We start from the raw sequence: 12,044 nt of genomic DNA, 5'->3' as shown, positions 1-12,044 counted from the left end.
TCAGCGGTTGTGGGATTTAGTTTGCGCTTCGGTCGCCGCCGTCTCGGTGTCGTCGGGCCCGGGGTCGTCTTCCGCCTCGTCGCCCGTCACCGCCTGCTGGAATTCGAGGATGGCGACGGTCCCCGTCGGGTGATTGTCTTCGAACCAGAGCGTTCCGCCGTACAGGTCCATCATGACCGAGACGAAGTAGAGCCCGAAGCCGCCGGCGGTCTGGTCGGGCGAGAGCCCGCGTTCGAACACCGTCGTCTTCAGTTCGTCGCTCATTCCGGGACCGTTGTCGGCGATACGGACCTGCAGCCAGTCGCTGGCCTGCTGGACCGTTACAATCACTCGCGGGGTGTCGGCGTCGTTGTGGTCGACCGCGTTCCGGAAGATGCTCAAGAGGACTTCTTCGAGCAGTTCGTTCGCCTGCACGCGGTAGTCGCCATTTAGTTCACAAGAGACCGATACCGAATCGTACTCGACACGGAGGGACTCAATCGAGCGACGGAGCGTCGCGTTGAGGTCGACGGTGTCTAGCCGCTCGGCTTCGCTCGCCGTCACCGTGTTGTTGATGTCGCGTATCGTCTCGCTCATGTCCGTGAGCTTCCCGCACCAGTCGCTGATGCTGTCGAGATGCCGCTGTTTCGACCGCGGCACGCTGTCTCTGATGTGTTCCGCGCGGCCACGGATGACGACCATCGCGTTGTGCAGCGAGTGTCTGAGGACGCCGTTGAAGAACTCGATCTGCTCGCGGCGTCGCTGGACAGAACTGCGGCTCTGGCGGAGTTCCCGCTCGCGCTCGACCTGGTCAAGGGCTACTTGCGTCGTCTGTGCGAGAATCGCGGCGTACCGCCTGTCCTCCGTGGCGAGGGTGCTATCGTGTGACGTGATCGCCATCACGCCGTGGGAGCCAAGCGGCAGCATCAGCGCGTTGTCCAGCGGGTCGAGTCCGTCTTGGTCGAGCGAGACAGCCTGTATCTCACCGGTTTCGTACGTCTTCCAGAGTTTGCTTTCGGGCTCGTCCGTCGGCGAGCCGTACAGCAACTCTTCGTCGACATTCTGTTCGAGCGACTCGCTGATGACGGTCGGCTCAAGAACGGTATCGGCTTCAAGGAACACGCCCGCCGCATTCCGATCGAGAACGGCCGTCGCGAACTCGACGGCCATCTCCGAGACTTCCTCGGCGGTCTCTGCCTCGATAAACTGCTGGGTCGCGGCCTGTAGCGCTTCGAGTCGGTCCTGCCGGCGTTGCTGCCCGGTCACGTCCCTGAGCACGACAAGGCGACCGCGTTCCGTCCCGGACTGGTCGGTGAGACTCGTCGTCTGTGGGTTATAGTAGGTGAACGAATCCCCGAACGAGAACACCTCGCCGCGCTCAATGTGGCCAGCGAGCTCCGGGGCAAGGTCATCGAGTGGTTCTCCGTCAGGGTCCGGATGATCCAGCGCGCTGGCCGCGGCGGCGTTGTAATCGATAATGACACAGTCGTCGTCAAGGGCGATGACCGGGTCGGGGAGATTATCGACGAGGGTATCACCAGACAGCGTCGTCACAGACAGAGATGTGTCCCTGAATAGCGCCCACCCGACGAACAGCATACTAATTACGAACACGACCGGGGTGAAATCGATACCAGGATGGGACGTGTATCCGAAGTCGTACAGCAGGGCGACAATCATCGGCAAAGCACCTCCAGCGCCGATTATCGCAGTCTGACGCCGGTAGATGTTTTCTGACCGGGACAGAAATTCAATGAGAAACCCGTACCCGAGCAGCGCCGGCATATAAGAAATTGTCAGAGTAGCCGCGAAGGCAGCCCCGCGCTGAATAGCGAGCAACGTCACGCCGTTCTGAGTGATGGGGACAACCGTCGCCTGACCGAAGCGGCCCTGACCAAGCAACAGCAGCAGCACGTCTGCGTTCGCCATAATGAGTACCGGAATGAGGCGGGAGGGGCGGAGCCACGAGCGGCGATCGGTGTAGACAAGCACAAAAATAATCCAAATGGCGATTATCTGCGACGATACGGTTCGCGCTATCAGGTAAGCCGTCTCTGCCACTTCTGGACTAGCGGCCATGACTTTCACAATGGAGATGGCACACCAGCATCCGCCAGCCAGCGCAAGCCAGCCGTACTGGCGATGACCTAGAACGTCTCGGTTTCGACCAGCAATAACCGCAACTGTAAAACCAATGAGCGCCCCACCCGCGTTCCCGAGGATGGCGACCGTGGCGATGTCGACATCCATAACGATACCTATTCCAACGTCAGGTTTCCCCGTATTATGCCTTTGGGCCGCGTTCTCAGTACTGCGAAACGGCCACAGTGTCGGTTCGCTACCTTTTTGCCTACACTGCTGAAATTCGCAGGCATGCTGACAGTCCGGGCGCCGGCTACCAGTGCGAACCTCGGGAGCGGCTTCGACGTGTTCGGTGTCGCACTGGAGCGTCCGGCCGACGTCGTCCGCCTGAAGAAGGCCGACCGGGTCACCATCGAAGTGACTGGCGCTGGCAGCCAGTACATCCCGGAGGACCCCAACAAGAACACCGTCGGCGCGGTTGCCGAGGCACTCGATGCGCCGGCCCACATTCAGATTGACAAGGGCGTCCGTCCCGCATCGGGCCTGGGCTCCTCTGCCGCCAGCGCCGCCGCAGCGGCCGTCGGACTGAACGAGCTGTACGACCGCGGCTACTCCCGCGAGGAACTGGTCCCCATCGCCGCCAAGGGCGAGGCCGTCGTCTCCGGGGACGCCCACGATGACAACGTCGCCCCCTCGATCATGGGCGGGTTCACCATCGCGACCGAGAAAGGCGTCACGCAGGTCGACGCCGATATCCCCCTCGTCGCGTGTTTGCCCGATATCGTGGTTTCGACGCGGGACGCTCGGAACGTCGTCCCGGAGACCGCCCGCGTCGACCAGATGGTAGAGACGGTCGGGAACGCCGCAGCGCTGACGACCGGGATGCACCGCGACGACCCCGAGCTCGTCGGTCAGGGGATGCACGACACCGTGGTGACGCCGGCCCGCGCGAAGCTCATCGACGGCTACGAACAGGTTCGCGAGGCTGCCCTGGCGGCCGGTGCCACCGGCGTCACTATCTCCGGAGCCGGCCCGACCGTCATCGCCGCGTGTGCAGAGGAAGACCGCCGAAAGATCGCGAGTACGATGCTGGACGCCTTCGGCGAGCGTGGGGTCGACGCCCGCGTCTACCAGACGCGTATCGGCCGCGGTGCGGAAGTGTTCTAGAACTGACAATCAGTACCACAGGACGTGCTGTGGCTGTCTATCCGCCCTGCACGTACTCGTTTCGAACGTCCCGGAGCACTGCCTCGGCGTGGCCCTCGGGGTTCGAGAGGTCCGGATCGTAGACGGACTTGACCTCGCCGTCGGCCAGCACGAACGTCCGGCGGTCCGTCCGGCCGCCGCTGGTGTCGAGGCCGAACGCCTCGGCGACAGTCCCGTCGGAGTCAGCCAGCAGGTCGTACAGCAGGCCTTCTTCCTCGGCGAATTCGTCGTGGGTCGCCACGTCGTCCATCGAGACGCCGTAGACGGTGACGCCACCCTCGCGGAACTGCGGGAGGTGTTCCTGGAAGTCCCGGGCCTCGATGGTACAGCCGCCGGTGAAATCTTCGGGATAGAAGTACACTACGGTCGGCTCATCGAAGTCGGGCGAGACGGTCTCACCGAACTGGTTCTGTGCGCTGATCTCGGGTGCTGGCGCGCCGGGTTCGAGCATATCCCGTGTTCGCCCGGAACGCCTACACACCTTTGGGTGGCGGCAGCGTGACCCGCCAGCATGATTTGGACAACCATTTAACGGACCCCTTGGAAACCCTGCCTATGTCGAATCCGCGAATCCTGATTCTCGGGCCGCCGGGAGCCGGCAAAGGAACCCAGAGCGCCAACCTCGCCGAGGAGTACGGCGTCGAACACGTCACGACAGGTGACGCGCTCCGGGCGAACAAGGACATGGACATCAGCGACATGGACACCGAGTACGACACGCCTCGCGAATACATGGAGGCAGGCGACCTCGTGCCCGACGCGGTGGTCAACGCTATCGTCGACGAAGCCCTCTCGCAGGCCGACGGGTTCGTGCTCGACGGCTATCCGCGTAACCTCGACCAGGCCGAGGAGCTGGAAGGAATGACCGACCTCGACGTGATCCTCTCGCTGGACGTGTCCCGCGAGGAGCTGGTCGACCGACTCACGGGCCGTCGGGTCTGTGACGACTGTGGCACGAACTACCACGTCGAGTTCAATCAGCCCGAAGAAGACGGTGTCTGTGACGAATGTGGCGGCGAACTCATCCAGCGTGACGACGACAACGAGGAGTCCGTCCGCAACCGACTGGACGTGTTCGACGACAACACCGCGCCAGTCATCGATCACTACGAGGACCACGACGGCTTCGTCGCCGTCGATGGCGAGCAGACACCCGACGAAGTCTGGAGCGAGATTCAGGACGCTGTCGACGCACACACGGCCTGAAACGCGACGGAACGACCGTTCGAGACCGACACCGTCGAGACAGTCAGAGTAAAACGTTGATATGCCGTCGCACCTCAAACACACACAATGGCACGTACCGCGCCGAAGGTAGAACGACTCGCCGAAGACGGCGAGGCAATGACTGACGCACTCACGACGGTGCTCGCTGCAGCCGAAGAGAATGGGGCCGTCACCTGGAGCGACGTGAGCGACGACCTCACGAGCGGCGAGTGGGGCCGGCTCATCGAGTCCGGCCTGCTCATCGATGCCGATGGCGATGGCTTCGTTATCGACGACCCCGAAGGCGTCCGCGAGGCGCTCGAAGAGTCCGACGCAGCACCGAGCGACGATGACGAGGGCGGCGGCTGGTCGAAGTGGGACAAGCTCGCCGGCCTCGGGACGCTCGGCCTGTTTGCCGGCTATTCGATGACCTCCGTCCGGGACGTTGTCGCGGGCGACGTCATCAATATCGTCCTCGGGCCGCTCAACGACATGCTGCCGTTCTACGTCGTTATCCTGGTGCTTGCAATCATCACCGGGACCACCTCGACAATTCTGCAGGACAACCTCATGGACATGTCGGGGATGGGTGACCATCAGGAGAAGATGGAAGACCTGAAAGAGCGCCGCAAAGCCGCGAAGGAGCGCGACGACCAGGAGGCGCTGGACCGGCTCGAAGAGGAGCAGATGGAGCTGATGACCGATCAGATGGGGATGTTCAAACAGCAGTTCCGCCCGATGGTGTGGATCATGCTGGTCAACATCCCGCTGTTCCTCTGGCTCTACTGGATTGTCTTCGGAGCCGGCGTCGATGCGAGCCCGGTGATTACGCTCCCCATCTTCGGCGAGGTCGAAGCGTGGAGCAACAGCGTCGCCGGCCCGGTCCAGGCGTGGATCGTCTGGTACTTCCTCTGCTCGCTGTCGTTCACCCAGATCATCCGGAAAGCGCTCAACGTCGAGACGACGCCGACCAGCTAGGCGCGAAGAGACAGCCCTTTCTATCGGGGCCTCCCGAACATTTCTATGTTGATTACCGTCTCCGGCCCGGCCGGTAGCGGCAAGAGCACACTTGCCAAGAGTCTGGCCGACGCCCTGAGCTATGAGCACGTCAGCGGCGGGGACATCTTCCGTTCGCTGGCCGAAGAACGCGGAATGACGCCGCTGGAACTGAACAAGGCCGCCGAGGAAGACGATCAGATAGACCGCGATCTGGACCGCCGACTCCGGGACATCGCCGCCGAGCGCGACGACCTCGTGCTGGAGTCCCGGCTCGCCGGCTGGATGGCGGGCGAGTACGCCGACATGAAACTGTGGCTGACTGCGCCGCTGGACGTGCGCGCCGACCGCATCGCGACGCGGGAGAACAAGCCCTTCGAACAGGCCAAGACCGAAACCCGGGAGCGTGGCGAAAGCGAGGCCCAGCGCTACAGCGACTACTACGACATTGACTTCGACGACCTCTCTATCTACGACCTGTCGGTCAACACCGCTCGCTGGGACCCGCAAGGCGTCCTGAGCGTCACCCTGCACGCCGTCGAGTCGTACAGCCCAGACGGCGACGAGGGGAAGGCCCCTGTCGAGAACATCCGGTACGAGTTCTGAGCCGATGACACTCCGTGCCCCGCCCGACGAACGGGATCTCGATTCGCTTCGGTCCTTCGGCGTCGTCAACCTCGATAAGCCGCCGGGACCCTCGGCCCACCAGGTCGCGGCCTGGATTCGGGACGCCACCGGCCAGGACCGGGTCGCTCACGGCGGGACGCTCGATCCGAAGGTGACTGGCTGTCTGCCCGTGTTGCTCGGTGACGCCGCTCGGATGGCGCAGGTGTTCGATAGCGCCGTCAAGGAGTACGTCACCGTGCTGGAACTCCATGACCAGGCCCCGGCCGATATTGCGGATATCGTCGCCGAGTTCGAGACCGACATCTACCAGAAGCCACCGCGAAAGAGCGCAGTCAAGCGCCAGTTGCGTTCCCGCCGAATTCACTCACTGACTATCCTTGAACAGGGCGAGCGCCGACTGCTCCTGCGAGTCCGGTGCGCTTCGGGTACGTACATCCGGAAACTGTGTCACGATATCGGGCTGGCGGCGGGAACCGGCGCGCACATGGGAGACCTCCGCCGGACAGCGACGAGAACCTTCGACGACGGATCGTTGTGGACGATGCACGACCTCGTAGACGCGCTCGCGTTCGCCGACGAGGGGGACGACACACAACTACGCGAGATTATCCAGCCCGCAGAACGCGCGCTGGTCCACCTGCCGCGGGTCACGATTGCGCCCAGCGCCGCCCGCGAAGTCGCCGAGGGTGCGCCGGTGTATGCGCCGGGTGTCATCGAGACCGGCCCGGCGGAAGTGGGTGGAGCGACGCCTGAGATAGATTCCCAAGTCGTCTCCGTCACTCCCGACGGCGCTGCGGTCTGCCTGGGGACGCTCGTCGACGACCCAGACACAGACAGCGGCCTCGTCGTCGAACTCGACCGCGTGTTGGTGTGAGAACGGCGGACCCATCCGCCCCGTAGAAAAAACTAAGACTGTTTTCTTCATATTACTGACGTGGACCGATGGATCGACCCCGACGAGACTGACCCGGCACAGTGGCGTCAGACAGGGCCACACGATGAGTTGCGTCGAGGCACGGAGATGATTTCAGTGGCTGAGCGCGCAGTCCAGACAGCAATCCCGTACCAGTACGAAATCAAAATCCATCACACCGATAATGTCGCAGACCAGTTCCGAACTAGTGAATACGAGCACGCTCGGGTGACATATAACAGCTCTATAGATAGAGAAAAACGTATCAAGCTTCTCACTCGCGGAGTACTGTGGGGTGGCGATGAGGATCACCAACGGTTCCAAGTACAGTATCGTCGACCACCACCACCAGCTGAGACGGTTCCATTCGGAACGTACAGCGCTTGGAGTCGGTACCAATATGGATCGATCGAAGAGACAGATGATGGGGTGACATTTACCCCAGCCGATGAAGAACTCGGCGAGTCACTCCGTGACCTCGACTGGGAAGCAATGTTCGACCCAGTGCAGGAACGGCTTGTAGAGTTAGAACTGGTTCGCAACCCGGCTTTCGCGAAGTACCGCCTGGAGCAGATGGATGAATGGACGACCTATCGAACTCGATTCCGATACGACCCGGATGTGTTTGGCGTTGGCCCCTAACTTGGAGGTCAGTAATAAATCTGGGGAGACTGGTACGCCGGGTAATATTGGGATCGCTCATAGTAATAATCGGGACGATTTACACACCGGTTGTACTGCTGTCGTGCGATCATGTGTGCATTGATTCTCAGTGGCTACTGCAGGTGTGGCCTCATTCCAGTCTAGTGGTGGATTCCTCGAACCAGCATTGTTGTTTTTTGCTGTTATTTCTAAAGTTGCCGAACCGAATGATGTGACGGAGCTCAGTACGCGAGTCGCGAAGATCCTTGTCGTCGTCTTCCTCGTCCTGATGGTCGTTAGCTTCATCCTGTAACGCCGACTCCGCCGGACAGTATCACTGCCACGCCGTTTCTGAATCCTTTTATCCACGTGACGACTTCTATTGGGTATGACCGAGCAGGACGCAGCCGACGACACGGCCGCGACGGAGGAGTCGACCGCAAGCGAGGCGCAAGCGGACGGCGACGTCGACGCTGATCTCGAGGGCGCGCCCGAAGATGTCGATACGGACGAGGTCGACATTGGTGAGTTCGATGTCGACGACGAGCTGATCGACCGGGTCGCCGAGTCGGACCCCGAAGACATCGCCCGGGAGCTCGCTGGGTTGCGGACGCGAGCCGACAGCCTCGAATCGCAGGTCGACGAGCAGGACGAAACCATCGAAGAGCTAGAGGAGAAGCTCAAACGCAAGCAAGCGGAGTTCCAGAACTACAAGAAGCGGATGGACAAGCGTCGCGAACAGGAACAGAAGCGTGCCACCGAGGACCTCGTGACGCGCCTGCTCGACGTTCGAGATAACCTTGAGCGCGCACTCGACCAGGACGAAGATACTGATATCAGGGGAGGGGTCGAATCCACGCTTCGCCAGTTAGACGACGTGCTCGACGCCGAGAACGTCGAGGTTATCGATCCCGAACCCGGCGGAGATGTCGACCCGACGCAGCATCAGGTGCTCGCCCGCGTCGACAGCGACCAGCCGGACGGGACAATCGCCGATGTCCACCGGCCGGGCTACGAGATGGCCGACAAGGTACTGCGTGAGGCACAGGTCACTGTCAGCGAGGAGTAGTGGCCACCGCTGGCGGTACAGCGGTCGTATTGCGGTACATTAAATAATCACCGGTCAGAGAAGGCCGCCGAGTATAAAACCGCCCGGAGGAGGCCCCTTCGTCCGTTTTTCGCATCAGCACATCTAGCAACTTTTAACCGGCCGAATCCGCTATGAGCGGGTAAGATGGCGAGCAACAAGATTCTGGGTATCGACCTTGGGACCACGAACAGCGCGTTCGCGGTCATGGAAGGTGGCGACCCTGAAATCATTGTCAACGGCGAAGGCGAGCGGACAACACCGTCCGTCGTCGCGTTCGACGACGGCGAGCGACTCGTCGGGAAACCGGCGAAGAACCAAGCGATAAAGAACCCCGACGAGACCATCCAGTCGATCAAGCGCCACATGGGCGAAGACGACTACACGGTCGAACTGGATGGGGAGGAGTACACGCCGGAACAGGTCTCGGCGATGATTCTCCAGAAGATCAAACACGACGCTGAGGAGTACCTCGGCGACGAGATCGAGAAGGCCGTTATTACGGTCCCGGCGTACTTCAACGACCGACAGCGTCAGGCGACCAAAGACGCCGGCGAGATCGCCGGCTTCGAGGTCGAGCGCATCGTCAACGAGCCGACCGCGGCCGCGATGGCCTACGGCCTCGACGACGAGTCCGACCAGACCGTCCTCGTGTACGACCTCGGTGGCGGGACCTTCGACGTCTCCATTCTCGACCTCGGTGGGGGCGTCTACGAAGTCGTCGCGACCAACGGGGACAACGACCTCGGTGGCGACGACTGGGACCACGCCATCATCGATTACCTCGCCGACGAGTTCGAGGCCGAACACGGCATCGACCTCCGCGACGACCGGCAGGCGCTCCAGCGCCTGACCGAGGCCGCCGAGGAAGCCAAGATCGAGCTTTCCTCGCGTAAGGAGACCCGCATCAACCTCCCGTTCATCGCGACCACGGACGACGGTCCGCTGGACCTCGAACAGAAGATCACGCGTGCGAAGTTCGAGTCCCTCACCGAGGACCTCATCGAGCGCACGGTCGGCCCGACGGAGCAGGCGCTTGCCGACGCCGACTACACCAAGAGCGACATCGACGAGGTCATCCTCGTCGGCGGCTCGACGCGGATGCCACAGGTGCAGGACAAGGTCGAGGAGATGACCGGACAGGAGCCGAAAAAGAACGTCAACCCCGACGAGGCCGTCGCGCTGGGCGCAGCCATCCAGGCTGGCGTCCTGAGCGGTGACGTGGACGACATCGTCCTGCTCGACGTGACGCCGCTGTCACTGGGTGTCGAAGTCAAGGGCGGCCTGTTCGAGCGACTCATTGAGAAGAACACGACCATTCCGACCGAGGAGTCGAAGATCTTCACGACCGCTCAGGACAACCAGACGCAGGTCCAGATCCGCGTCTTCCAGGGCGAGCGTGAAATCGCCGAGGAGAACGAACTGCTCGGCGCGTTCGCGCTGTCGGGCATCCCGCCGGCCCCCGCAGGCACGCCGCAGATCGAGGTGTCGTTCAACATCGACGAAAACGGCATCGTCAACGTCGAAGCCGAAGACAAGGGCTCGGGCAACAAGGAGGACATCACTATCGAAGGCGGTGCTGGCCTCTCCGACGACCAGATCGAGGAAATGCAACAGGAGGCCGAACAGCACGCCGAAGAGGACGAGCAGCGCCGCGAGCGCATCGAAGCGCGCAACGAGGCCGAGGCGTCCGTCCGCCGTGCCGAGACGCTCCTCGACGAAAACGAGGAAGAAATCGACGAAGACCTCCAGTCAGACATCGAAGCGAAGATCGAGGATGTCGAGGAAGTCCTCGAAGACGAGGACGCCACGAAAGAGGACTACGAAGAGGTCACCGAGACCCTGAGCGAGGAACTGCAGGAAATCGGGAAGCAGATGTACCAAGACCAGGCTCAGCAGGCTGCAGGCGGTGCCGCGGGCGCTGGTCCGGGCGGCGCAGCCGGGGCCGGCCCCGGCGGTGCTGCCGGTCCGGGCGGCGCAGCGGGCGGCGCGGCCGAGCAGGGCGAGGAGTACGTCGACGCCGACTTCGAAGACGTTGACGACGAGGACGAGGACTGAAAGGCCGAGTCCGAGTCGTCGGTCGGCTCGATAGACGAACGTAGTGAGTCTATCGGTGTCTGAAAAAGCGAGCGAAGCGATATTTTTCAGTTCGACGAAGACGACGAATAAGTCGTTTTTATCAGCCCGTCAGACGTGATCTGACGGACGGTCAACAGCAATCGGGAAACCCACCGGGTAACACGTGGCCCGGAGTACGGGAAGGTCCGACCGCTCCTTGCGTTTCTGTCCGAGAGCTACGACGAGTGAGATAGAGGGAGGGCAAAGATTCAGCCCCGTTGTTCGCTAGTCCTGTTCGAGTGGCGTCATTTCGACGACGCCCTGCGAGAGGAGGCGGCGCGCGATGACGATGAGTCCGTTCCTGAGTCCGGTCGCGAAGATGGCCTGTTCGTCGCCAGTCTGTGGGTCGATTGAACTAACGAGCATTGTCGACCTGTCGACAAGGAGGAGTCGTCCGACGGCAGCGTCCTCCTCCGGTGTCATTTCACTGTGGAGCCAGTCCAGTTCCGACAGGAACGCGGTGGCGCGGGGGATTTCCTGTTCCACGCGGTCCCGTATCGAGGCGGACCCGGTCCCGACAATGAGGTCGGTGTTCGCGTCAAGAGAATTGAGTTGCGCAATCAGTGGGTCGGTGAGGACCGCTTCGGAACCAATGACGAGAACCACTTCGTCGGTCGCGTCCGCGCTGATCGCCGCAGCGCGGTTCTCGATAGCATCGGACCCGGAGAGCGACCAGACTTCCTGTAACTCGGCCTCGTCGTCTTCGGGTTCGATGCGTCCCATCTCGCGCAGTGCGGACTGGAGTCGCTCGACACGCTCTTCGTACTGATCGCGGAGCGTTTCGGTGGCCTCGGAGAGTGGGACGGCTCGGAACTGCTGGGGACTCGAATGCTGGACTTCGACCAGCCCCTTCGCTTCGAGAATCCGGACGGCGTCGTAGACACGCGTTCTCGGGACTTCAGTTACCTCGCTCAATCCTTTGGCCGTGCCGCTGGACATCCGAGAAAGTCCCACAAAACACTTCGCCTCGTATTCTTTCAGGCCCAACTCTTGGAGTAAACTTATCGCTTCTTCGTGTGTTGCATCAGATGTCATGTGTCCCAACCTTCATCTCGGTGGAAGCCGAGGATATGTAGGAAGATGATGCTCACAGGTAAAAGACGTTGTTACTACCACATTGTCGTCTCTCGACCGAGTTAGCGGTTCTCAGTACAGTTCCGGAGCGTATTATGGCGATCCGGATGTCAG

Annotated in this window: 11 protein-coding genes; 8 read left to right on the top strand and 3 right to left on the bottom strand. The window is 61.8% G+C overall.

The features are described 5' to 3' along the window. Positions 1 to 2,229 (bottom strand): sensor histidine kinase, encoded by a 2,229-nt coding sequence (locus IEY38_RS11370; RefSeq protein WP_188977873.1) that lies wholly within the window; start codon positions 2,227 to 2,229, stop codon positions 1 to 3. A gap of 123 nt (positions 2,230 to 2,352) precedes the next feature. On the opposite strand from IEY38_RS11370, the gene IEY38_RS11365 reads away from it, so the two are divergent. Further along, on the top strand, positions 2,353 to 3,228 hold the full coding sequence (locus IEY38_RS11365) for a homoserine kinase (protein ID WP_188977871.1): 876 nt from the start codon (positions 2,353 to 2,355) through the stop codon (positions 3,226 to 3,228). A gap of 37 nt (positions 3,229 to 3,265) precedes the next feature. Here IEY38_RS11365 and IEY38_RS11360 read toward each other — a convergent pair whose 3' ends face one another. Further along, positions 3,266 to 3,718: a peroxiredoxin gene (locus IEY38_RS11360; RefSeq protein WP_188977870.1), complete on the bottom strand. Its 453-nt coding sequence runs from the start codon at positions 3,716 to 3,718 to the stop codon at positions 3,266 to 3,268. A 104-nt stretch (positions 3,719 to 3,822) separates the two neighbouring features. Here IEY38_RS11360 and IEY38_RS11355 point away from each other — a divergent pair, with 104 nt between their 5' ends. The 7 genes from IEY38_RS11355 to dnaK all read left to right on the top strand — a co-directional run bounded on the left by IEY38_RS11355 (position 3,823) and on the right by dnaK (position 10,796). Next, positions 3,823 to 4,473 carry an adenylate kinase gene (locus tag IEY38_RS11355; RefSeq protein WP_188977869.1) on the top strand — a complete coding sequence of 217 codons (651 nt, stop codon included), beginning with the start codon at positions 3,823 to 3,825 and terminating at the stop codon, positions 4,471 to 4,473. 87 nt (positions 4,474 to 4,560) lie between these two features. Next, on the top strand, positions 4,561 to 5,451 hold the full coding sequence (locus IEY38_RS11350) for a DUF106 domain-containing protein (protein ID WP_188977868.1): 891 nt from the start codon (positions 4,561 to 4,563) through the stop codon (positions 5,449 to 5,451). A 45-nt stretch (positions 5,452 to 5,496) separates the two neighbouring features. Next, the gene (gene cmk / locus IEY38_RS11345) at positions 5,497 to 6,075 is read left to right on the top strand and encodes a (d)CMP kinase (protein ID WP_004593818.1); all 579 of its coding nucleotides are present in this window, start codon (positions 5,497 to 5,499) and stop codon (positions 6,073 to 6,075) included. Between the two features lie 4 nt (positions 6,076 to 6,079). Beyond that, a complete protein-coding gene (locus IEY38_RS11340) occupies positions 6,080 to 6,970 on the top strand; it encodes an RNA-guided pseudouridylation complex pseudouridine synthase subunit Cbf5 (protein WP_188977867.1) in 891 nt (296 codons plus the stop codon). A gap of 60 nt (positions 6,971 to 7,030) precedes the next feature. Then, a complete protein-coding gene (locus IEY38_RS11335; protein ID WP_188977866.1) occupies positions 7,031 to 7,651 on the top strand; it encodes a hypothetical protein in 621 nt (206 codons plus the stop codon). A 388-nt stretch (positions 7,652 to 8,039) separates the two neighbouring features. Next, the gene (locus IEY38_RS11330) at positions 8,040 to 8,720 is read left to right on the top strand and encodes a nucleotide exchange factor GrpE (protein ID WP_188977864.1); all 681 of its coding nucleotides are present in this window, start codon (positions 8,040 to 8,042) and stop codon (positions 8,718 to 8,720) included. A gap of 165 nt (positions 8,721 to 8,885) precedes the next feature. Then, a complete protein-coding gene (gene dnaK / locus IEY38_RS11325; protein WP_188977862.1) occupies positions 8,886 to 10,796 on the top strand; it encodes a molecular chaperone DnaK in 1,911 nt (636 codons plus the stop codon). 285 nt (positions 10,797 to 11,081) lie between these two features. Here the strand turns inward: dnaK and IEY38_RS11320 are convergent, their stop codons facing one another. After that, positions 11,082 to 11,891 (bottom strand): TrmB family transcriptional regulator, encoded by an 810-nt coding sequence (locus tag IEY38_RS11320; RefSeq protein ID WP_188977860.1) that lies wholly within the window; start codon positions 11,889 to 11,891, stop codon positions 11,082 to 11,084. Between the last annotated feature and the right edge of the window lie 153 nt (positions 11,892 to 12,044).

Source organism: Haloarcula sebkhae (genome assembly GCF_014647415.1).
Taxonomy (GTDB): Archaea; Halobacteriota; Halobacteria; order Halobacteriales; family Haloarculaceae; genus Haloarcula; species Haloarcula sebkhae.
The sequence above is the reverse complement of the archived record's forward strand: the minus strand, read 5'-3'. Positions and strand labels throughout refer to the sequence as shown.

Bases quoted from the DNA above. Each gene is read 5' to 3' on its own strand.
- IEY38_RS11370 (WP_188977873.1), bottom strand. From the start codon at position 2,229: ATGGATGTCGACATCGCCACGGTCGCCATCCTCGGGAACGCGGGTGGG.
- IEY38_RS11365 (WP_188977871.1), top strand. From the start codon at position 2,353: ATGCTGACAGTCCGGGCGCCGGCTACCAGTGCGAACCTCGGGAGCGGC.
- IEY38_RS11360 (WP_188977870.1), bottom strand. From the start codon at position 3,718: ATGCTCGAACCCGGCGCGCCAGCACCCGAGATCAGCGCACAGAACCAG.
- IEY38_RS11355 (WP_188977869.1), top strand. From the start codon at position 3,823: ATGTCGAATCCGCGAATCCTGATTCTCGGGCCGCCGGGAGCCGGCAAA.
- IEY38_RS11350 (WP_188977868.1), top strand. From the start codon at position 4,561: ATGGCACGTACCGCGCCGAAGGTAGAACGACTCGCCGAAGACGGCGAG.
- cmk (WP_004593818.1), top strand. From the start codon at position 5,497: ATGTTGATTACCGTCTCCGGCCCGGCCGGTAGCGGCAAGAGCACACTT.
- IEY38_RS11340 (WP_188977867.1), top strand. From the start codon at position 6,080: ATGACACTCCGTGCCCCGCCCGACGAACGGGATCTCGATTCGCTTCGG.
- IEY38_RS11330 (WP_188977864.1), top strand. From the start codon at position 8,040: ATGACCGAGCAGGACGCAGCCGACGACACGGCCGCGACGGAGGAGTCG.
- dnaK (WP_188977862.1), top strand. From the start codon at position 8,886: ATGGCGAGCAACAAGATTCTGGGTATCGACCTTGGGACCACGAACAGC.
- IEY38_RS11320 (WP_188977860.1), bottom strand. From the start codon at position 11,891: ATGACATCTGATGCAACACACGAAGAAGCGATAAGTTTACTCCAAGAG.